The organism is Streptomyces sp. WAC 06738, from assembly GCF_003945505.1.
GTDB lineage: Bacteria > Actinomycetota > Actinomycetes > Streptomycetales > Streptomycetaceae > Streptomyces.
Map to the genome: position 1 here is coordinate 2,687,909 of NZ_CP029618.1, position 21,466 is coordinate 2,709,374.

Below are 21,466 nucleotides of genomic sequence, written 5' to 3' on the forward strand. Positions count from 1 at the left end.
CGTCCGCCGGGTACCCGCATCGCCGCGCTCGTCCCTGTACCCCTGCGGACGCCGTACCCGCGCGCGGCGCCGTCCCACCCGTGCCTGCCGCCGTATCGCCCGCCCGCGGTCGTTCCGTGACGCCTGTGCGAAGGAAGGACGTCAGCCACCCGGTCGTTGGTTGCCCCGTTGGGCTGATGAAGGCGTCAACAATGGTCCGTAACGGCAACTTTCAAGTCGGAGTCGGGGCAGGAAGCGGCCATACAAGATCCGCCAACACCGGTCTCGCAGCGGGCTGTCGGTGGGAGATGGGAATATGACGGCGGCCCTCGAATCGGCCTGCCCAGGGAAGGGAGCGGTGACCGGCATGCAGATCCGGCTGACCGTCCAGGCGGCGCGCGGCGGCGCCGCCGCCCGCGGTCGCGATGTGATCGTCACCGCACCTGCCGGCACGACCCTGGGCGCCGTGGCGGGCGGCCTCCTGGACGCCGCCGCGGCCGCCGCGAGCGGCGGCGGGGGCACCGCGGGCGGCACGGGCGGCGGCGCGGGCGTCGCGGTCTACGCGGGACAGCGGCTGCTCGACCCGGACCGCGTCCTCCTCGGCGAACCCCCGCTGGTCGACGGCGCGGTCCTGAGCCTCGGCGGCCCCGCGGACCCGGGCCACGGCCAGCCCCCGGCGGCCGACGCGGCGGCGGTCACGAGCCTGCGGGTGGTGGCGGGCCCCGACGCGGGCGGTGTCCACCTGCTGCACGGCGGCCAGATCCGGATCGGCAGATCGGCCGACGCCGACGTCCCGCTGGACGACCCGGACGTCTCGCGGCTCCACTGCGCACTGACGGTCGCCCCGGACGGCGGCGTCACGGTGGCGGACCTGGGCTCCACGAACGGCACGACGATCGACGGGGTGGCGGTGGGCACGACCCCGGTGCCGCTGCGCCCGGACGCGGTGCTGCGGGTCGGGGAGTCGGCGCTGCGGATCACGGCGGGGCCGGGGGCCGGGGCGGCGGAGCACGGCCGGGTCCCGGAGCAGCGCCGGCCGGGGGACCAGGGCACGACGACGGCGGGCCTGGGCAGCGGCTGGCCGGCGGGCGGCGGCCCGGAGTACGGAGACGGCGGTGCGCGGGACGCGGCCCGGGGCGGCGCGGACGTGGACCCCGAGCACGGCGGACGTCCGGGTGCCGGCGGCGCCCGGTCCGGCAAGGCGCCGAGAGGCGCGGGCCCCGCCCGCGGCGGCGAGTCCGGCGGCGGGCGCCCGGGGCCGCGCGGAGGTGGCACGGCCGCGGGAGCGGACCGTACGCACGCCGGTGCGCACGGGGTGCACGGCCGGACGAATCCCGACGCGGTCCGCGGGGACGGAGACGCGGCCGGTGAGGCGCGGGCCACGCGCGGCACCGCGTACGGCGAGGGACACGAGACCCCCGGCGGGAGCGGATCGGGCACGGGAGCGGACCGCGCGCACGGCGGCCGGACGGACGGCGGCGGATACGACGGCCCGGCGCGCGGTGACGAGGACGGCGCACGCGTCCACGGCTCCGCGGCGGCGGACGCCGGGTACGGCGGGAGACGCGTCCCCGCCGACCTCAGCGGGCCCGCCACGGGCGCGGAACCGGGGTACGGCGGCGGGGACCTCGGCCCCGACCGGGTCGGACGTGCGGCGGAAGCAGATCCCCGGGAGGGTGCCGCGGGGCACGGTGCCGCGGAGTCCGGTGCCGGGCGGGCGCGCGGGCGCACCGCCGCCGAAGGAGCGCGTGCACCGGGCGCGGCCGCCCCGCGCAGGAGCGGTACGCCGACGCGGGGCACGGTCGTGCCGCCGGAGCTGCGGTCCCGCGGCGGGGCGGCGGGCGCCGCTGCCGTACCGCAGCCGCCGCGGCGCGGGATCCGGGCGTGGGCCCGGCGGCTCGGCGGCCGGGAGGAGGCCGCGGAGCCGGCGGCCGGCGCCCCGGCCACGGCCCGTACCGCCTCCCGGCCCGGCGAGACCACCGACCTGCACGAGCGCTACCCGGACGCCGCCACCGTCCTGCTCGCGGCCCTGGCCGGCGAGGCGGCGTACCGGCCCGGCTTCCTCTACGCCCCGGACGACACCCCGGCGCACCACCCCGCGCCCCCCGCAGCCGCGGGCGGATTCCCGCACCCAGGCCCGGACGCGGGCACTCCCGGCCGCTCCGGTGCCGCCGATGCCGTAGCGGGCATCCCCGCGCAGCCGGGCGCCGCGGAGGGCACCACCCCGCGCGCGGGCGGCTCCGCCGGGCGGGGACTCGTCTTCCGGCGCGGGAGTGCGCACGCCGACACGCTCGTCGTGCGGCTGGGGACCGAGTTCCGCCCGGGGGGCGGCACCGTCCCGCTCACCGTCGACCTGCGGCGGGCCGGGTCGCTCGCGCTCGCCGGCCCGCGCGGGCGGCTCGCCGGGCTCGCGCGCTCCGTCGTGGCCCAACTCGCCGCGCTGCACGGGCCCGACGTCCTCGAGCTGGTGCTGATCGCCGCCGACCCGAGCCGGCCGCACGAGTCGCGCGTCGAGGACTGGTCGTGGGCCGGCTGGCTCCCCCATGTACGGCCGCGCCAGGGCCAGGACTGCCGGCTGCTGCTCGCGTACGACCGGGAGCAGGCCGCCGCGCGCGTGGGCGAGTTGCAGCGGCGGCTGGAGCAGCCGGTGCCGGGGACGCGCAGCGTGGTCGTCGTCGACGGTGATCCGGGGACGGCCGCCGTCCGCGACGCCGTCGCCCTGCTCGCCGAGCGCGGGCCCGCCGCGGGCGTGCACCTCGTCTGCCTCGCCGAGACCGCACCCGCCACCCCCGCCTCGCCGTTGACCGCGACGTACGCGGCGGCGAGCGGCGCGGCCCCCGGCTTCGCCGCCTGCGGCGCGGTCGGGCTGCTCAGCGGTGACGTGGCCACCAGCCTGCGGCTCCTCCAGCGCCCCGCCACGGCACCGGAGGGCCACGCCGCGGACCCGGGCGCCCCCCGGGCCACGGCGCCGCCGCCGGGGCCCGCGGAGCCGACGGCGCCCGGTCCGTACGACACCGCGCACGACGACCCCGCCGGCTCCTCCCCCGCGACCTCCTACGGCACCGGCCGCGCCCGCCTCGGCGGCGACGGCTCCGCGGCGCCCGCGGAACCCGCCGCGGCCGGCGGCTGGTTCGAGGCCGCCGCCTCAGGGCCCGCCGCGGCGGGACCGGCCGGGACGGTCGACGCCGTGTCCGCCGCGTGGGCGGAGCGGCTGGCCCGCGCGCTGGCCCCGTACGGCGAGCGCGACGACGCGGACGGCATCCACCCCGCCCGCCGCGGTGCGCTCCCCGGTGCCGTACGCCTCCTGGACGAGCTGGACCTCGCCCGCGCCACCCCCACCGCGCTCACCGCCCGCTGGCTGGAGTCCCGTTCGGGCGCCCCGCGCGTGGGCGCGGTGCTCGGCGCGGGGCCGACCGGGCGGCTCATGGCCGACCTCGCCGCCGGGCCGCTGGCGGTCGAAGGCGCCGCCCGGGGCGGCAAGTCGGAGCTGCTGCGCTCGTTCGCCGCCGCGCTGGCGGCCGGGGAGCCGCCGGAGCGGCTGCAGTTGGTGCTCGTCGACGGCGCGGGCCGGGAGCGGGGCGACGCGCTCGGCGCGGCGGCGGACCTGCCGCACGTGTCGGGATATCTGGTGGCGTCCGACCCGGTGCGGATGCGGGAGTTCGCGCAGGAGCTGTGGGCGGAGTTCAAGCGGAGGGCAGCGCAGCACGCCCCCGGGGGCGAACCGGCGCCGCAGGGCCCGGCGATCCCCGGCCCCCGCGCGGCGGGCGACCCGCGCCCGGGCGGCGCGGCGGACATACAGGCCGCGCAGAGCAACACGCTGCGGCTGCGCCCCAGACCGGCCCCGGAGGAGACGCCGGTGGCCGGAGCACGGGCCGAGTCCGGCACGGTGCCGGCGGCGGGGGCAGGGGCACGGACCGGGACCGGAGCGGGCGCGGGTACGGAAGGCACCGCCGGCGGCCGCGGTGCGACCCCGCCCCATGGCACCCGGACGCCCGCACCGCAGCAACGCCCGGGCGCCACACCGCCGCACGGCACCGCCCCCGCATCCGCCACCGCGCCCGCCGGACGGCGGGGCGCGCCGCCCGCCGTCGTGCTGGTCGTCGACGACTACGACGCCCTCGTGGCCCCCGCCCTCGGCAGCCCCGCGCGGCCCGCCGCCGGTTCCGTCGTCCGTGTCGTCGAGGCCATCGCCCGCGACGGCGGCCCGCTCGGCATGCACCTCGTCACCGCCTCCGCACAGCCGGAGGCCACCGCCGGCACCGCCGCCGTCTCCGGCGCGGCGCACCACGTCGTGCTCGGCGGCGAGGACGTGCCGCCCGGCCGCGGGCTGTGGTGCGCCGCGGGGGCGGAGCCGGTGCCGTTCCAGGCGGCGCGGGTCACCGGCCGGATCCCCCGTACGGCGACCGCACGGCCCACCGTCGTGCCACTGGAGTGGGCCCGCATGGGCTCACCCCCGACGAGCCGCCCCCTGCGCGAACTCGGCAACGGGCCCACCGACCTGGCCCTGCTCGCCAGCGCCCTCCAGCGCGCCGCGGGCACCCCCGCCGCCCCGCAGGACGACACCCGCACCCCGTCTCCGTAGGACCCGCGACCCCCGTCCCGGCCGGCCCGCGTCTGCGCACGGCGGCCGCGCGGTGGGCACGTACGCCTCTCGCACGCTTCGCGCGCGCCCGTCCGCGCACGCTCCTGCCCTCAACGCCCCACTCGCACCATCCGCCCCACCCGTCCCCCCAGCAACAATCTGCCACCCCAGAAGTCCCCGGCGTCAACCCACCGCAACCGGCCTCCCTCCAACGGCCGAACTCTCCCGTCACACCCCACGACCGCGCCCGTTTCTCTTCAAGTAGCCCCCCACCAGCGGTTTCTGCGCCTTCCCCGGCCTCCGGCCCGCCTGGGCCCGCCTTCACCTCCCGAACGCTGCCCTGTCACGGACGGATCACGAAACGGCCGCTTACGGGGATTGCGCAGAAGGCGCTATTGCGGGCCCGCCGGTCCGGGCGTAGGACATACCCCACAGCATTTCGCACCGGTAAAACGGCACAGACCTCGCGGGGCAGGTTTGTGCCGGTACGGGACAACCCCATCTGCCCCGCGTTCCTGGGGAGGCTGGGATGCGCAGTTCGCTGCATACACTGCAGCAGGTACGAGTCGTGCGGGCCGCGGTGGCGATCATCGCCGCGGGTGCCCTCGCCGTGACAGCCGCCGGGTGCGGCGACGACGGCGACGACAACGGCGGGGACGGCGGCAAGGCGGACAAGTCCGGCGCCGGCGTCACGCTCCCGAAGCTGGACGGCGAGTCCCTGCGTGTCGGCGCCGTCTGGACGGGCCCTGAGCAGAAGAACTTCGAGAAGGTCCTCGACGGCTTCGAGGAGAAGACCGGCGCCACGGTGGAGTACGTGCCCACCGGCGACAACGTCGCGTCCTTCGTACGGACCCAGGTCGCGGGCGGCAAGCCGCCGGACGTCGTGTTCGCGCCGCAGGTGGGCGTCTTGCAGGAGTTCGTCAAGGAGGGTTGGGCGAAGCCGCTGGACGCCGCCGCGAAGAAGGAGTTGGGCAAGAACTTCTCGCAGGGCTGGCAGGACCTGGGCGCGGTGGACGGCGAGCAGTACGGCGTGTACTGCAAGGCGGCCAACAAGTCGCTGGTCTGGTACAACACCACGGCCTTCGAGAACGCGGGCGCCCAGGAGCCGGAGGACTGGCAGGGCTTCATGGACACCGCGCAGCTCGTCTCCGACTCCGGCGTGCCGCCGGTGGCGATCGGCGGCGCGGACGGCTGGACGCTCACCGACTGGTTCGAGAACATCTACCTCTCGCAGGCCGGCCCGGAGAAGTACGACCAGCTCGCGGCGCACGAGATCCCGTGGACCGACCCGTCCGTGAAGGACGCGCTCACCACCCTCGGCGAACTCTTCGGCGACGACACGCTGATCGCGGGCGGCCAGAAGAAGGCGACGAAGATGGCGTTCCCGGACTCGGCGATCGCCCCGTTCGCGGACCTGGAGGACCCGAAGGCCGCGATGGTCTTCGAGGCCGACTTCGTCGGCGCGTTCGTCAACGAGACCGACGCGAAGGTCGGCGAGGACGCGAAGATCTTCCCGTTCCCGGCGGTCGGCCCGGACAAGCCGGTCGTCACCGGCGGCGACGCGGCCGTGACGCTGACCGGCTCCAAGGGCGCGCAGGCCCTGCTCACGTACCTCTCGTCCACCGAGGCGGCGGAGGCGTGGGCGGCGCCCGGCGGCTTCGTCTCGCCGAACAAGAACATGGACATGGGCGCGTACCCGAACGACGTGCAGCGGGAGATCGCGCAGGCGCTCGTCGACGCCGGGGACGACTTCCGCTTCGACATGTCCGACCAGGCGCCCGCCGACTTCGGCGGCACCGCGGGCAAGGGCGAATGGAAGGCGCTGCAGGACTTCCTGGCCGATCCGAAGGACGTCGAGGGCGCGCAGCAGGACCTCGAGAAGGCCGCGGCCGCGGCCTACAAGAGCTGACGGACGGAGCAGGGAGACCCTGATGTCGACCTCGTCGGCGGGGGGTGCGGCGGAGTCCGCCGCACCCACCCCCCTCGCACCGCCGGGCAGCACGTCGCAAGAGCCGGAAGAGCAGAAGCTGAGCAAGCCGCCGAGGTCGGTGGTACGGACCAAGAGCTGGATCACGGTGGCGTTCCTGCTGCCCGCCGTGGTCCTGCTCGGCACCCTGGTGCTGTATCCGATCGGGTACTCGGTCTACCGCAGCCTCTTCGACGTCTCCGGCGACGAGTTCATCGGCCTGGACAACTACACCGAACTCTTCAGCGACGACCGCATCCGCACCGCGCTGCGCAACAACCTGATCTGGGTGCTCGTCGCGCCCGCGGTCTGCACCGCGCTGGGGCTGATCTTCGCCGTCCTCACCGAGAAGGTGCGGTGGGGCACGGCGTTCAAGATGGTCGTCTTCATGCCGATGGCGATCTCGATGCTGGCGGCGGGCGTCATCTTCAGCCTCGTCTACCAGAACGAGCCGGAGCGCGGCGCCGCGAACGCGGCGTGGACGACGATCCACGACACGTTCAGCGACCCCGCGCCCTGGCCGGGCGCCCGGCCGCGCCCCAACGCCGATCTGAAGGGCCCCGACAAGGGCCCCTTCACCAGCGACGCGACCGTCAGCGCCGGTCAGACGGCGCTGCTGCCGCTGGTCGCCGTGAAGCCGCAGGACGCGGCCGGCGAGGAGCCGGCGGCGAAGCCGCAGCCCGCGGACGACGGCGTGAGCGGCACGGTGTGGCTGGACTTCAAGCCCGGCGGCGGCAAGCCCGACGTCGTCGACAGCGGTGAGAAGGCGCTGAAGGACATCAAGGTCGAGGCGGTCAAGGACGGCAAGGTCGTCGCCTCGGCCACGACCGCGTCCGACGGTACGTTCACGCTGCCGGCCGCGGCCGACGGCGCCCAGTTGCGGCTGCCCTCCTCGAACTTCGCGGAGGCGTACGGCGGCGTCGACTGGCTCGGCCCGTCGCTGGTGACGCCGGCGGTGATCGCGGCGTACGTGTGGATGTGGGCCGGGTTCGCGATGGTGCTGATCGCGGCGGGGCTGGCGTCCGTGCCGCGGGAGCTGATGGAGGCGGCGCGGGTCGACGGCGCGAACGAGTGGCAGGTGTTCCGGCGGATCACGGTGCCGGTGCTGGCGCCGGTGCTCGCCGTGGTGCTCGTGACGTTGATGATCAACGTGCTGAAGATCTTCGACCTCGTCTACATCATCGTGCCCAGCGCCCGGCTGGAGGACGGCAACGTGCTGGCCGTCGAGCTGTTCCAGCAGGCGTTCGCGGGCACCGAGCCCGACCTGGGCGTGGGCAGCGCGATCTCCGTCGTGCTGCTGCTCCTCGTCATCCCCGTGATGATCTTCAATATCCGCCGCCTGCGAAAGGAGTCCGGCCGATGACCACCGCAGCAGCGGCGGAGACCGCACCCAAGCCGGAACCGCAGAAGGCGGAGGCCGAGGCGCCGGCCAAGGAGTCCCTCGCGGCACGCATCGGCCGGTACGCGGGCGGCGGCGCGGTCCGGGCGTTCCTGGTGATCGTGGCGTTCCTGTGGCTGACCCCGACGGTGGGGCTGCTCATCTCGTCGTTCCGGGATCCCGCGGACATCGCGACGACCGGCTGGTGGAAGGTCTTCGGCGATCCGGGGCAGCTCACCACGGAGACGTACGACACGCTCTTCGGCAACGACGACGTGATGGGCGCGCTGCCCACCACGATCTGGATCACCGTGCCGTCCACGCTGCTGGTCGTGGTCATCGGCGCGCTGGCGGGCTACGCCTTCGCGTGGATGGAGTTCCCCGGCCGGGACTGGGTGTTCCTCGCGGTGGTGGGCCTGCTGGTGGTGCCGGTGCAGGTGGCGCTCATCCCGATCGCGTCGCTGTACCGGGATCTGAACCTGTTCCACACGATCACGGGCGTGGTGCTCTTCCATACCGCGTTCGGGCTGCCGTTCGCCATCTTCCTGTTGCGGAACTTCTTCGCGGAGATCCCCCGGGAGCTGCTGGAGGCGGCGCGGATCGACGGGGCGAGCGAGCTGCGGCTCTTCTTCCGCGTCGTGATGCCGCTGGGCGGCCCCGCGATCGCGGCGCTGAGCATCTTCCAGTTCCTGTGGGTGTGGAACGACATGCTGGTGGCCCTGGTCTTCGCCGACCCGGGCAAGCCGCCGCTGACGGTGGCGGTGCAGCAGCAGACGCGGCAGTTCGACAGCAACATCGAGCTGATCGCGTCCGGCGCGTTCATCTCGATGATCATCCCGCTGGTCGTCTTCTTCGCCTTCCAGCGGCAGTTCGTGTCCGGCGTGATGGCGGGCGCGGTGAAGTAGGCGCGTACGCGCTGAGGCGAGCGCGTCGAGACGATACGGCCGTCCGGGTGGATCACCCGGGCGGCCGTACTGTCGTACGGCCGCGTGCGTGGGGCCGCCGTTACGGTGGCGGATACCAGAAATAAGGACATTCCGACCAGCGGACTGTCCTTCCGCCGCCGCCCGCCCAGGGATGTGTCCGTGCCCCGGTTCAGCGTCATCGTGCCCGCGTACAGGGTCCAGGCGTATCTCGACGAGTGCCTGGAGTCCGTGCTCACCCAGTCCTTCACGGACGTGGAGGTCATCGCGGTCGACGACCGCTCCCCCGACTTCTGCGGCGAGATCATCGACGCCGCGGCGGCCCGCGATCCGCGGCTGACCGCCGTCCACCTGAGCGCGAACGTCGGCCTGGGCCGCGCCCGCAACGCCGGACTGGAGCGCGCCACCGGCGACTACGTCCTCTTCCTCGACGGCGACGACACCCTCGTCCCCGGCGCGCTCCAGGCGCTCGCCGACCGGCTCGCCGCCACCGCGGACCCCGACGTCCTCGTCTACGACTACGCGCGCACCTACTGGGACGGCCGGCACGCCCGCAACGTCCGCGCCGACCTGCTCGCTGAGCGCGACCCGCAGGTCTTCCGGCTGGCGGAGCGGCCGGAGCTGCTGCGGCTGCTGATGGTGGTGTGGAACAAGGCGTACCGGCGGGACTTCGTCGCCGCGCAGGGCCTCAGCTTCCCGCCCGGCTACTACGAGGACACCCCGTGGACGTACCCCGCGCTGCTGTCGGCGGGGCGGATCGCGGTGCTGGACCGGGTGTGCGTGCACTACCGGCAGCGGCGGTCGGGCAACATCCTCGGCACGCCGGGGGAGCAGCACCTCGACGTCTTCGAGCAGTACGAGCGGGTGTTCGCGTTCCTCGCCGCGCGGCGGCTGGAGCGGTGGCGGCCGGTGCTGTTCGTGCGGATGGTGGACCACCTGACGACGATCTTCAACAAGAGCGAGCGGGTGCCGCGGCAGAAGCGGGCGGAGTTCTTCCGGCGGGCGCGGGCGCTGTACGTGCGGTATGGGACGGGTCCCGCCCCAGAGGCCGAGGGGCCCGTACGGGCCCGGGGTGCCGCCGGCGGTGCCCTGCGGGCCGGGCGCGGGGCCCGGGCCCGGACGCGGCATCTCCTCGTGCGGCTCGGCACCCGGCGCGCGTTCCAACTGCTCGGCGCCGCCGGCCGGCTCCTCTCCCGTACCCGCGACCTCGCCGCCCGCGCGGCCCGCCGCGCCCGCGCCGGCTGCGGCCTGCTCTACTACCGCCTCCAGCTCCGCCTGCCCCTCGACCCGCACCTGGCGGTCTTCGCCGCGTACTGGTACCGCGGCTACTCCTGCAACCCCGCCGCCCTCGAAGCGAAGGCCCGCGAGCTGGTCCCCGGCCTCGCCACCGCCTGGATCGCCCGCCCCGCGTACGCGCACACCGTGCCGCCGGGCGTACGGGTGCTGCGCCCCGGCTCGCTCGCCTGCCACCGCGCCCTGGCGCGCGCCACGTACCTCGTCAACAACGTCAACTTTCCGCAGTACGTGGTGAAGCGCCGCGGCCAGATCCACGTGCAGACCCACCACGGCACCCCGCTGAAGAAGATGGGCCTGGACCTCGCCGCCCACCCGGCGGGCGCGGCGGGCATGGACTTCGCCGCGCTCATGACCCGCGTCGACCGCTGGGACTACAGCCTCTCCGCCAACCGCCACTCCACGCTGGCCTGGAGCCGCGCCTACCCGGCCGAGCACACCACCCTGGAGTACGGCTACCCGCGCAACGACGCCCTCGCCGGGCCGCCGCTCGCGCCCTCCGCGCGCGCCGGGCTGCGCGCCCGGCTCGGCATCCCCGAGGGCGCCACCGCCGTCCTCTACGCCCCCACCCACCGCGACTACCTGCCCGGCCACGTCCCCGCGCTCGACCTCGGCGCCCTCGCCCGCGCGCTGCGCGAACGCGGCGCGCACGTCGTCCTGCTGGCCCGCGCGCACTACTTCCACGCCGCCGCACCCGCCGGCGCCCCGCCCGCAGGTGTCCTCGACGTCACCGCGCACCCCTCGCTCACCGAGCTGTGCCTCGCCTCCGACGCGCTGCTCACCGACTACTCGTCCGTGATGTTCGACTACGCCCTGCTCGGCCGCCCCATCGTGATCCACGCCGCGGACTGGGAGGCGTACCGGCTCGCGCGCGGCACGTACTTCGACCTCACCGCCGAGCCGCCCGGCCGCGTCTGCCGCACCGTCGACGAGATCGCCGGCACCTTCGCCACCGGCGCCCACGCGGCCCCCGCCGCCGCGGCGCAGCTCGCCGCGTTCCGGCGCCGGTTCTGCCCGTACGACGACGGGCACGCCGCGGAGCGCGTGGTCCGGCACGTGTTCCTCGGCGAGGCGGGGCGCCCGCCGGTGCCGGGGCCCGGGGTTGTGGCGCGAGGCGTTGCCGGGGTGCTGCCGCGGCCGGCGGGGAGTGCGGTGGTGCGCAGCGAATGACGGCGGTGCGGCCACGGGTCGTACGCACCCCGCGGGCACGCGCACCGCAGCCACGAGAGCCGCACGCACGCACGCCCGACGCACGCAGTCCCGACGCACGGAAGCCGGAGGTACGGATGACACAGACCCGCAGCGAGCGCCCCGCCGCCCCGCCGACGGCGCCCCCCGCCACCGGAGTCGGCCGCCCCCGCCCCGGTCCCGCCCGGCCCGGCCCCCGTCCCGCCTACGCCGCGGACGCCAACGGCGCGAAGCCCGGGCAGCCGTGGCTGGTACGCCGCTACCGGCGCGCGGTCCCGCGGCGCGTGCGCCGGCTCGTCGTCGCCGTCGCCGGCCCCGCCACCCGGCACCGGGTGCAGCGCGTGCTCGGCGCCGTCTCCCGGCGGGTCCCCGAGCCGGGGCAGCGCTCGGTGCTGCGGGCCCTGCGCGCCACCGGCCAACTCGGCCGCCCCGACCGCCGGGTCGTCCACTACCGCGGCCAGACCCGGCTCGCCGTCGTAGCCGGCTCCCCCACGCCGCTGCACGCCCGCAACGAGAACCTGCGCCTGGTCACCGGCGCCCTCGACGCCGCCGGCGTCGAGCACTTCGCCGTCCGCGGCTACGGCAGCGTCTCCACCGCCGTCGCCGTCCCCGCCTCCGCCCGCGCCCGCGCCGTCGCCGCGCTCACCGCCCTGTGCACCGCACACCCCGGCTACGTCTGCCTCCCCGACCGCCGCAAGCGCCCCGAGCGCCGGGTGCGTCCCGCCGGCGACCCCGCCTCGTGGGAGGCGCTCGCGGGGGCGGCCGTCGTCCGGTTCGCCTGCTACTACGCCGACCGCGGCGGGCACACGCTGCTGGGCGCCGGCTACGGCTGCGACGTGGAGTTCTGGGCGGAGGAACCGTACGAGGAGAGCGATCCGGGCGACGGGTCACCGGGCGCGGGCCGGCTGGTGGCGCCCCGCTTCAACCGCGTCGTCGAGTCCGTACCGCACGACGGCACCCATGTCACCGCGCCCGGTCACCTCTTCACCCGCTTCGTGCTCCCCGGCTCTCTCGGCACCGTCCCCGACGTCCGCACCCGCCCCGAGATGACCGTCCCGCTCCCCGACGACCTCCGCTTCCCCATCGACGCCGTCTACACCTGGGTCGACGGGGACGACCCCGCCTGGCGCCGCCGCCGCGCCGAGGCGGGCGGCGTCCCGTACCACGCCGAGGCCGCGAACGACGCCCGCTACCTCAACCGCGACGAGCTGCGCTACTCGCTCCGTTCGCTGCACCTGTACGCCCCCTGGATCCGGCACGTCTACCTCGTCACCGACGACCAGGCCCCCGACTGGCTCGACACCGCCCACCCCCGCCTCACGGTCGTCGACCACCGCGACGTCTTCACCGACCCCGGCGTCCTGCCGACGTTCAACTCGCACGCCATCGAGAGCCAGTTGCACCACATCGACGGCCTGGCGGAGCACTTCCTCTACTTCAACGACGACGTCTTCCTCGGCGCCCCGCTCCTGCCCGACCGGTTCTTCCTCCCCAGCGGCATCACCCGCTACTTCCCCTCCCGCGCGCTGCTGCCCTCCGGGCCGCCGGACGCGGGCGACGTGCCCGTGTCGGTCGCGGGGAAGAACAACAGGGCGCTCCTCCAGCAGAGGTTCGGCACCTACATCACGCAGAAGATGAAGCACACGCCGCACGCCCTGCGGCGCAGCATCCTCGCCGAGATCGAGGAGCGCTTCCCCGAACGGCACCGGCAGACCGCGGCGAGCCGCTTCCGCAGCGCCACGGACCTGAGCATCCCGTCCGCGTTCCACCACTACTACGCGGCGTTCACCGGCCGCGCGGTGCCCGGGCAGATCCCGTACGACTACTTCGACCTCGCCCACCCGGACCTCGCCGCCCGCCTCCGGCGGCTGCTGCGCCGCCGCGACCGGAACGTCTTCTGCCTCAACGACACGCTCTCCGGCGCGGGCGACCTGGACCGGCAGGTGGAGCTCATCCGCCCCTTCCTGGAGGCGTACTTCCCCGACCCCAGCCCGTTCGAGATCCCGTTCACGGGCCCGCGTCCGGGCCCGGGCCCCCTGGAGAGGTGAGCAGGCCATGCCCCTGGCCGTCCGCACGCCGGTGAACCCGGCCGCGCCGCCCGGCACCGGCGCGTACCCCCGCGCGCTGAACGTGCTCAGCCGGAAGGAGACCGCGGTCCAGCGCCAACTGCGCCGCGCGGGCCTCGCGGGGTACGAGCCGCTGACGCAGGCGACGCTGCTCACCGTCGCGCAGTACGCGCCGCCGCACGCGGCGGTGTACGACATCGGCGCGCACATCGGGCTGTACGCGGCCCTCGTCGACCTCGTCCACGGCGCCAAGCGGCTGCAGACCGTCGCCTTCGAGCCGACGCCGCGCACGGCGAAGCTCTGCCGCCGCCTGCGCGACGGCAACGGACTGGACTTCGACGTACGGCAGATGGCGCTGTCGGACCGAAGCCGCACGGCGGAGCTGTACCTGTCCCTGAAGGCCGAGAGCTCCAACTCTCTCAACGCCGCGCACCGCGCGCACACGGAGGCGGTACGGGTGCCGGTCGGCACGGTCGACGGCTTCGCGGAGCGGCACGGGCACGCGCCGTACCTCATCAAGATCGACGTCGAGACCCACGAGCCCGAAGTCCTCGCGGGCGCGGCCGGGGTGCTGCGCGAGCACCGCCCGTGGATCGTCTGCGAGGTACTGCCGAGCACGGACCCGGCGGCGATGGCGGCGGCCCTGTCGCACCTGACGGAGCTGGGGTACGGCCTGCACCTCATCCACCCCGAGACGCCGTGGCCCGCGCACGACGCGACGAGCTACGCGCCGCACGTCCAGGGAGAGTGCCGCGACTGGCTGTTCGCGCCCGAGCCGCTGGCGGACGAGTTCTACGCGGCGCAGCGGGCGTGGCTGCGGGCGGTGCTGGCGTGCGGCAAGGAGGAGAACGTGCTGGTGCCGCCGGGCGAGCCGTTCCCGCGGGACTGGAACGCGCCGCACGGTGGGCCGGGGGCGCCGCCCCGGCCGCGGCGCGGGCCGGCGGCGCGGCTGCCGCGGATGTGGCGGCAGGCGGTGGGACGGTGAACGGGGATCCGGCTCGCAGGGGGCATACGGAAGCCGCCGCGGGCGGCGGGGCGGTGCGCGGGGGCGCGGACCGTACGGTGCACGCGGAAGACGCCGCGGGCGGCTGGCGGTGGGGTGGCGCCGCCTTCGGGCTGCTGCTCCAGCTCTGCTGTGTCGCCTATGCCGCCCGCCACGTCTCCCCGGCCGCCCTCGGCGCGTACGCCGTGGCCCTCACCGCCGTCCACCTCCTCGCCCACCTCGCGGGCGGCGCCATCGCCGCCTCCCTGCACCGCGCCGGGCCGCCGACCCGGCCCGCCGCGCACGCCGCGCTGCGGCTCGCCGGGATCACCGGGTTCACCGGCTTCGCCGTCGCGCAACTCGCCGCCCCGCTGCCCGCCCTGCTCCTGCACACCCCCGGCACCACCCCCCTGCTCCGCCTCCTCGCCTGCGCCTTCCTCTGCCGGCCCGCCGCCGACGCCGCACTCGCCGCGCTCCGCCGCGCCGGCCGCCCGCGCGATGCCGTGCTGACCGACGCCGGCGGCCAGGCGGCCGGTGCCGCGACCGGCCTCCTGCTGCTCGCGGGGGGCGTCAACCCCCTCGGTCTGGCCGCCGTGCTGCCGGTCTCGGCCGCGGTCGCACTCGGCGCGGCGGGGCTGCTGCTGTCCCGTACGCCGCTGCCGGAAGGACCTCCGGTGCAGGCCGCGTCGCTCATCCGCGTCCCGTGGTTCGAGGCCGGGTTCGGGCTGCTGCGGCTGGTCGCGGCGGGCGCGCCGCTGTGGGTGGTCTGCGGGCTGCTGGGTCCCGGTGCGGCGGGCGTGTACTCGCGCGCCGCGGGGCTGTGCGAGGTGCCGGTGACGGTGTACGGCCGGGTGGCGAACCGGACGGCGGGCGGAAGCCGGGAGGCCGATCGCCACCGGGCGTCCCGCCCCGTACGCGGCGTCGACGTGCCCACCGCGCGCCTCGCCGTCACCGCCGCCTCGGCCGCCGGCTTCGCCGGGTTCGGCATCGTCGCCGGGGCGGGGCCCGCCGCGCTCGCGCTGCTCCTCGGCCCCGGCTGGGAGTCCGCGACGGCGCTCGTGCCGTGGCTCTGCGCCGCGGGGGCGCTGCACCTCGTCTACTCCGCGGGCTGCTCCCTCGACCTCGCCCGCGGCCGCCGCCGCGAACTCCTCGGTACGCACCTGGTCGTGCTCCTCGCCACCGCCGCCGCCCTCGCCGTCGTCCTCCCGTGGCGCGGCTCCGGCTCCGCCCTGCCGCTGCTGGCCTGCGCCGCGGCCGCCGGGCCCGCCGCGGGGCACGCGCTGCAGCTGGTGCGGTGGGGGCGGTGCGGGCTGGTGCGGGTACGGGAGGCGCTGCGGGCGCACGCGGTGCACTGCGGCATCGGGGCGGCGGCCGGGGCGCTGGCGACGCTGGCCGGTTCCGCGGCGGCGGCGCCGGGTGACCGGCTGCTCTACGGTCTGCTGGCGCTCGCGCCCGTAGCCCTGCTCTGCGCGGGGCTGCACGAGCAGTTGCCGCTCTCCGCGGCGCTCTCCGGCGACCGCCCGGGTCCGGCGCCCGCACCGCAGCCCCGGTCGTCGGCCCGGACCCCGGCGCCCCGCGGCACGGCGGGTGCCCCGGTCCCGTAGCGCCGCCCGTACGCACGGGGGCTGCCCCCGGCCCCCGGTCGGGCCGCGTGTTTCGTACGCTCTGGGCGCCCCTCCGCGTCAGCGCGGCGGCACGCCCGCGTGCTCGGCCCCGGCCGCGCGCCGCCGCCCCGGCTCCGCGGCTCGGCGGGCGGGCGCGCGCGCCGCAACCAGCTCGGCGCACAGCTCCTCCCACGCCCGCGTCACCCCCTCCGGCGCGAACCGCCCCACCCCCGCACGGGCGTTGGCGCCGAGCCGGTGCAGCAGCTCCGCGTCCGCAGCCATCAGCCGCGCCATCGCGTCCGCCAGCGCGTCCACGTCGTCCGGCGGCACCAGCAGCCCGTCCACCCCGTCCCGTACGACGTCCGCCGCCCCGCCGCCCTCGTCGTACGCGACCGCCGGCACCCCCGCGGCGTACGCCTCCAGCACCCCGGCGCTCCCCGAAGGCAGCACCGCGAAGCTCGCCTTGGCCCACTCCGCCGCCATGTGCGGGCTCGGGCCCAGCAGTTCCACCCGCTCGTACAGCCCCAGCTCCGCCACCCGCCGGCGCAGCCGCGGCGGCTCAGGGCCCTCCCCGAACACCCGCAGCCGCCAGCCGGAACCGGCCGGCGACGATGCCGCCGCCGCGAACGCGGCGATGGCGTGGTCCGCCCGGGCCGGCGGGCCCGCCAGCACCGCCGTCCGTGCCGTACGCGACGACCGCGGCCGGAAGCCGCCGGGCGCCGGGTACGGGATCGCCGCCGTCCTCACCGCCGAAGGCTCCCGCGCCGCCGCGCCGAGCGCCGCCGCCAGCCGCCGCCGCGCACCCTCCGTCCGTACCACCACCGCGTCGCACTCCCCCGTCCCCGGCGGCGGCTCCCCCTCCCCCGCCCAGGGCGACTCGTGGATCCGCACCGCCCCCGCCGGGGCGTGGTCCGCGGCGGCGCGCAGCAGCGCGGGCGAGGCCGTGACGAGGACGTCGGTGTCGAGGGTGCGCAGGGCGAGGGCGAGTTCGGTGTCGGTGAGCGCGTCGAACTCCGGGTCCAGGGCGGGGTCGGCGAGCGCGCTGGGCACGGCGGCGAGCTGCTGCCGGGCGCGGTCGGTGAGGGCGGTGGGCCGCAGCGGTACGGGGACGGGGCCGGTGCGGTCCACGAGGTGGCGCAGCGGGACGCCGGGGCCGGGCGCGGTGTGCGGCCGGTCGCGAGTGCGGAAGACGCTGACGACCTCGACGTCGTGGCGCGCGGCGAGGTGGCCCGCCCGGGTGAGGACGGCCCGCGGGACCTCGCCCGGCTCGTCGGCGCGGGAGAGCAGGAAGACGATCCTCACGCCCGTACGCCCTCCCCGCGCGCCCCCGCGCGCTCGTAGGGGGACGGCGCCGGGAAGTACCCCTCCAGGAACGCCTGCACCCCCCGGGGGAGTGTGCCGTGGAGCCGGAGGCAGAAGACGTCGGTGTCGCGGCGGGCGAACAGCCTGTCGAGCCGCCGCGGCTCGTGGCCGCCCGCGCTCTCGACGCGGGGCGGCCCCGTGCGGCGTCCGGCGGGGAGGGCGCGGCCGAGGAACACGTCGTCGGCGAGGGGCAGTACGTGCCTGGCGAGGGCGTCGAGGGGGTGGCGGCGGTCGACGACGGTGAGGCCGGGGCGGGCGGTGTCGAGCCAGGGCGGCGGGGCTTCCGCCACGAGGTAGGTGTGCCGGATCCAGGGCGCGTACATCGCGAGGGAACGGAGGGAGTAGCGCAGCGCGGGGCCCGTGGTGGTGTAGACGGCGTCGACGGGCGGGCGGGGTTCGGTGACGAACTCGCGGAGCGTGGGGAACGCGCGGTCGGCCACGTACAGCACGGCGGTCGGCGTCAGCGAGGGCAGGGTGGTGCCGAGCGCGGTGGGGGCGCACGGGGTGGTGTACGCACCACCGCGGTGGCGGCGCTGCCAGAACTCGATGTCGCAGCCGTGGCCGGGGCCGTAGCGGAGGGTGCGGCCCGAGGTGACGTACGGGCGGTAGAGGCGCAGCGCGGGCGGTTCGCTTGCGGCGGTGAGCAGTTCGGCGGGGACGGGGACGCCGGGGTTCCGGGGGGACACGGCGTAGACGGCCTGGCCGGGGTACGCGCCGGCCAGCGCGCGGCAGGCCCGCGAACGCAGGCCCGCGTCGACGGCGAGGCGGTGGCGGGGGGCGGGCCCGTCCGGATCGTCGGTCCCGTCGGCCCCGTCTGTCCCGTCGGCCCCGTCTGTCCCGTCGGTCCCGTCGGGGTCGTCGGGGTCGCGCAGCAGGAGGTACGGGACATCGGCGGCCTCCAGCGCGTCCGCGGCGAGGCGGAGGTTGGCGGCGTACGCGTCGGCGGCGAGGAGGTCGTCCCGCACCTCGGCCCACTGCCCCGCCGCCCGCACGAGTCGCCCGCCGCCTCCGCCGCCCGAGGTCCCTACCGTCTCCTCCCACCGTCGCAGCTCCGCCGCGGTCGGCGCGGGGTGCGGCGGCAGGGGGCGGAGCGGCCGGGCGGGGGCGGTCGCGGCGCGGTGGAAGGCGGCGCGGTCGGCGCGGTCGCGCTGGCGGCGGGGTTCGTCGTCGCGGAGCGCGGCCAGTTCGGCGAGGAGCGCCTGCCAGCGCTCGGCGGCGTGCGCGTCGTCGGGGATGGCCGCGAGGCGCGGCGCCGCCGGGCCCAACTCCGCCTCGTACGCCTCCCGGTCGTCCTCCGCCGGTACGACCAGCGCGTCCAGCTCCGGCGCGCCGGGCGGCGGCGGGTGGCCGGGGCGGGTGGCGCGGTGGACGGTGAGGATGCGGGCGGGGGCGAATGCGACGGCGGCGGATACGAGGCCGGGGGCGGCGATGACGAGCACGTCGGCGTCGAGCGTACGCAGGGCGGCGGGGCCGGGACCGGCGGCGAACTCCACGTCGTGGTGCGCCGCGAGGCCCCGTACGACGCCGTCCTCCACCGCGGCGGCGTCCGCGAGGAACGTGATCCTCATCGGGCCTCCCCCGCGTGCCCCACGACCTCGGTGACGACGACCAGCAGCCCGGCGGCGGTGTACCGCGGGGCGACCCGGACGACATCGCCGGAGTCGGCGACGAGCAAACGGTTCGGCAGCCGGTAGACGCGCCCGGGGTCGACGACGTCGCCGAGCAGCCGGCCGACCGGAAGCGCGGCCGCGCACCCGGCGGCCCGTACCCGTACGTCCCAGGTCCGCTCGCCGCCCCGCGCGGCCACCCGCGTCAACGCGGCACCTCCGGCCCGGGCCACGAACCGCCCGCCACCGCGCCCGTCCACCGGCAGCGCGCACACGCCACCGGCCTCCCCGCGCTCCACGAGTGCGCACGCGAACTCCCCGCCGGGAGCCGGGCCGGCCGGCCCGCGCCGCGCGTCCTCCGCGCCCCGGCTCCGGGGCAGCAGGGCGGGCCACCGCGGGGCCGGTGGCGCATCCGCGGGACCCACCACGCGCCCGTGCACCGCCAGTTCGGTCCAGCCCGTCTCCACCCGCTCCACCTCCGCGTGCGGCGGCAACCGCACCGCCCTCAGCTCGACGGCGCACCCGTCCCCCGATGCCGCGACGGTGATCCGCCACCCGCCGGGATGCGGTGGATCAAGAAGGGTCGGGCCCGCCGCCGGCACCCCGCCTCCCGGTGCCCTCAGCCCGTACCCCCGGCGCCGCCGGCCCGCCACCGCCAGCTCCACGCCCAGCTCCCGCGCCTCCCCCTCCCGCACCGCGATCACGTCCAGCCCGTGCCCCGCCCCCGCGGCCCGCCGCCGCCTCATGCCGGCCCCGTCCTCGGCCCCCGGCTCCACCAGGTACGTCCCGAAGGCCCGTTCCCGCGCCACCTCCAGCGGCAGCGCCCTGGCCCCCGCCCGCAGCCACGCCCCCGACCGGCCCGCCCCGTCCTCCGGCAGCCGCACGCACACGTTCAGCGTCCGCCCGTCCAGCACTGTCAGGTGCTCGGCGTCCAAACACCCCGCCGCCGCCCTCACCCCGGCAGCTCGTACGCGCTCGGCACCGGGAAGTACGCCTCCAGGAACGCCCCCAGCAGCCCCGGCGCCCCCGTGCCCCTGGCCCGGATCACCGTCCGGTTCCGCGCCGCCAGCAGCCCCCGCAGCACGGTGTCCGCGCCGGGTGCCGCCAGGTCCACGTCGGCGTGGCGCAGCGTCGCGGCCGCCGCGCGGCCGGTGTGGGCGGCGTAGTGGTGGTATAGGGACGACGCGATCGCGAGGTCGTCGCGGCGCGGCTCGCGGTGGGCGGCGGTCGCCACGTGCCGGTCGCCGAACTCGCGCTCGATCTCGCACAGCACGCTGCGCCGCAGCGGGTGCGGCGCGTGCCGCAGCGGCTCCTGTACGGGCGAGACGAAGAACCGCGTGAGGCCGTTGGCGAGGAAGAACTGCTCGGGGACGGTCTCGGTACCGAGGAAGAGGCGGTCGCCGAAGTACAGGAAGTGCTCGGCGAGGCCCTCGATGTGGTGCAGTTGGCTCTCGACCGCGCGCGGGTTGGACGTCGGCAGCAGGGTCGGGTCGGCGAAGACCTCGCGGTGCCCGACGACCTTCAGCCCCGGGTGCGCGGTGTCCAGCCACGACGGCTCGCCGTCGTCGGTGAGCAGGTGGATGCGGCGGAGCCAGGGCGCGTAGGTGGCGAGGGAGCGCAGCGCGTAGCGCAGTTCGGGGTCGGTCCAGGTGAAGACCGCGTCGACCGCGTACGTGACGTCCTCGGGCAGCGGGTGCGCGAACTCCTCGCGGGTGCGCAGCGTGAGCCGGCCGCAGCCCCAGGAGCCGCGGTCGGTCATCTTCACGGTGGTGGCGCCGGCCGGGACGCTGTCGGCGACGCGGCCGGGGCGGGGCGCGAGCAGCCGGTCGCCGGTGGCGTCCTCGTGCCAGAACTCGACCTCGCAGCCGGAGTCGCCGCCGATGACGAGCCGCAGGCCGGGCTCGGTGCGATACCACGTGAGGCGCAGCACGTCGGCCTTCTCCAACTGCTGCCAGACGCCCGGCTCGTAGCCGGGCACGAGGCGCGGGTACGCACCGGCCGCGCCGTCCCCCGCGAGGCCCGCCCTCCGCGGTCCGGCACCGGCCCCGTGCCCCGCGCCGGACCTCGCGCCGGGCCCCGCGCCCGCCACCACCGTCACGTACGCCGGCTGCACCCGGCAGAGCCGGGCCAGCGCCCGGCACGCCCGGCGGCGCTGGTCGGCGGGCACGGCGACGACCGAGGGCCCGCACGCCCGGCCCCGGACCGCGAAGTACGGGACCCCTGCGGCCCGCAGCGCCCGGGTGACTCCGAGCACCCCGACGCGGCGGGCCTGCACCGGGGAGAGCGCGCGCTGCAGTTGCGCGATGCGGGGCCGGCCGTCGACGGTGAGGACGACGCGGCCCGGGGCCTCGGACGCGGCCTGCTCGCGGCGGGCCTTGAGGGCGGCGCGGAGCCGGTCGGCGTGGTGCGGTGCGGTGAGGACGGCGAGGCGGCGGCGGACGGCGCGGGGAAGCGCGCGGCGGTACGCGGCGACGACGGACGCCGTGCCGGGGCCGACGCGCGGCGGTCGCTGATCCGTGGCTGTCTGCCCCATGCG

Annotated in this window: 12 protein-coding genes; 8 read left to right on the forward strand and 4 right to left on the reverse strand. The window is 76.9% G+C overall.

Features of this window, described 5'->3' with window-relative positions; all coding sequences use genetic code 11:
• The first annotated feature begins 346 nt into the window (after positions 1-346).
• The 8 genes from DMB38_RS11305 to DMB38_RS11340 all read left to right on the forward strand — a co-directional run bounded on the left by DMB38_RS11305 (position 347) and on the right by DMB38_RS11340 (position 15,961).
• On the forward strand, positions 347-4,561 hold the full coding sequence (locus tag DMB38_RS11305) for an FHA domain-containing protein (protein WP_125938957.1): 4,215 nt from the start codon (positions 347-349) through the stop codon (positions 4,559-4,561).
• A 529-nt stretch (positions 4,562-5,090) separates the two neighbouring features.
• Positions 5,091-6,470 (forward strand): ABC transporter substrate-binding protein, encoded by a 1,380-nt coding sequence (locus DMB38_RS11310; protein WP_125935062.1) that lies wholly within the window; start codon positions 5,091-5,093, stop codon positions 6,468-6,470.
• A 22-nt stretch (positions 6,471-6,492) separates the two neighbouring features.
• Positions 6,493-7,890, forward strand: coding sequence for an ABC transporter permease subunit (locus tag DMB38_RS11315; RefSeq protein ID WP_125935063.1), 1,398 nt, complete (start codon positions 6,493-6,495; stop codon positions 7,888-7,890).
• Positions 7,887-8,810 (forward strand): carbohydrate ABC transporter permease, encoded by a 924-nt coding sequence (locus tag DMB38_RS11320; protein ID WP_125935064.1) that lies wholly within the window; start codon positions 7,887-7,889, stop codon positions 8,808-8,810. The genes DMB38_RS11315 and DMB38_RS11320 overlap by 4 nt, the downstream gene beginning before the upstream one ends.
• 174 nt (positions 8,811-8,984) lie before the next feature.
• A complete protein-coding gene (locus tag DMB38_RS11325; RefSeq protein WP_125935065.1) occupies positions 8,985-11,291 on the forward strand; it encodes a bifunctional glycosyltransferase/CDP-glycerol:glycerophosphate glycerophosphotransferase in 2,307 nt (768 codons plus the stop codon).
• 116 nt (positions 11,292-11,407) lie between these two features.
• Positions 11,408-13,357, forward strand: a complete 1,950-nt coding sequence (locus DMB38_RS11330; RefSeq protein ID WP_125935066.1) for a stealth family protein — start codon at positions 11,408-11,410, stop codon at positions 13,355-13,357.
• Between the two features lie 7 nt (positions 13,358-13,364).
• Positions 13,365-14,360: an FkbM family methyltransferase gene (locus tag DMB38_RS11335; RefSeq protein ID WP_125935067.1), complete on the forward strand. Its 996-nt coding sequence runs from the start codon at positions 13,365-13,367 to the stop codon at positions 14,358-14,360.
• A gap of 77 nt (positions 14,361-14,437) precedes the next feature.
• On the forward strand, positions 14,438-15,961 hold the full coding sequence (locus tag DMB38_RS11340) for an oligosaccharide flippase family protein (protein ID WP_240662123.1): 1,524 nt from the start codon (positions 14,438-14,440) through the stop codon (positions 15,959-15,961).
• Positions 15,962-16,039: 78 nt separating this feature from the next.
• Here DMB38_RS11340 and DMB38_RS11345 read toward each other — a convergent pair whose 3' ends face one another.
• Genes DMB38_RS11345 through DMB38_RS11360 form a run of 4 tightly spaced genes read right to left on the reverse strand, consistent with a single transcriptional unit; the run spans position 16,040 to position 21,463 of the window.
• Positions 16,040-17,263, reverse strand: a complete 1,224-nt coding sequence (locus DMB38_RS11345; RefSeq protein WP_125935068.1) for a glycosyltransferase — start codon at positions 17,261-17,263, stop codon at positions 16,040-16,042.
• On the reverse strand, positions 17,260-18,891 hold the full coding sequence (locus DMB38_RS11350; RefSeq protein WP_125935069.1) for a hypothetical protein: 1,632 nt from the start codon (positions 18,889-18,891) through the stop codon (positions 17,260-17,262). Before DMB38_RS11350 ends, DMB38_RS11345 begins: the two co-directional genes overlap by 4 nt.
• Positions 18,888-19,865: a hypothetical protein gene (locus DMB38_RS11355; protein ID WP_240662124.1), complete on the reverse strand. Its 978-nt coding sequence runs from the start codon at positions 19,863-19,865 to the stop codon at positions 18,888-18,890. Before DMB38_RS11355 ends, DMB38_RS11350 begins: the two co-directional genes overlap by 4 nt.
• Positions 19,866-19,882: 17 nt before the next feature.
• Positions 19,883-21,463 carry a stealth conserved region 3 domain-containing protein gene (locus DMB38_RS11360; protein ID WP_125935071.1) on the reverse strand — a complete coding sequence of 527 codons (1,581 nt, stop codon included), beginning with the start codon at positions 21,461-21,463 and terminating at the stop codon, positions 19,883-19,885.
• Between the last annotated feature and the right edge of the window lie 3 nt (positions 21,464-21,466).

Excerpts from the sequence above, each read along its gene's own strand:
- DMB38_RS11335 (WP_125935067.1), top strand. The coding sequence starts at position 13,365 with ATGCCCCTGGCCGTCCGCACGCCGGTGAACCCGGCCGCGCCGCCCGGC.
- DMB38_RS11310 (WP_125935062.1), top strand. The coding sequence starts at position 5,091 with ATGCGCAGTTCGCTGCATACACTGCAGCAGGTACGAGTCGTGCGGGCC.
- DMB38_RS11305 (WP_125938957.1), top strand. The coding sequence starts at position 347 with ATGCAGATCCGGCTGACCGTCCAGGCGGCGCGCGGCGGCGCCGCCGCC.
- DMB38_RS11360 (WP_125935071.1), bottom strand. The coding sequence starts at position 21,463 with ATGGGGCAGACAGCCACGGATCAGCGACCGCCGCGCGTCGGCCCCGGC.
- DMB38_RS11330 (WP_125935066.1), top strand. The coding sequence starts at position 11,408 with ATGACACAGACCCGCAGCGAGCGCCCCGCCGCCCCGCCGACGGCGCCC.
- DMB38_RS11350 (WP_125935069.1), bottom strand. The coding sequence starts at position 18,891 with ATGAGGATCACGTTCCTCGCGGACGCCGCCGCGGTGGAGGACGGCGTC.
- DMB38_RS11315 (WP_125935063.1), top strand. The coding sequence starts at position 6,493 with ATGTCGACCTCGTCGGCGGGGGGTGCGGCGGAGTCCGCCGCACCCACC.
- DMB38_RS11320 (WP_125935064.1), top strand. The coding sequence starts at position 7,887 with ATGACCACCGCAGCAGCGGCGGAGACCGCACCCAAGCCGGAACCGCAG.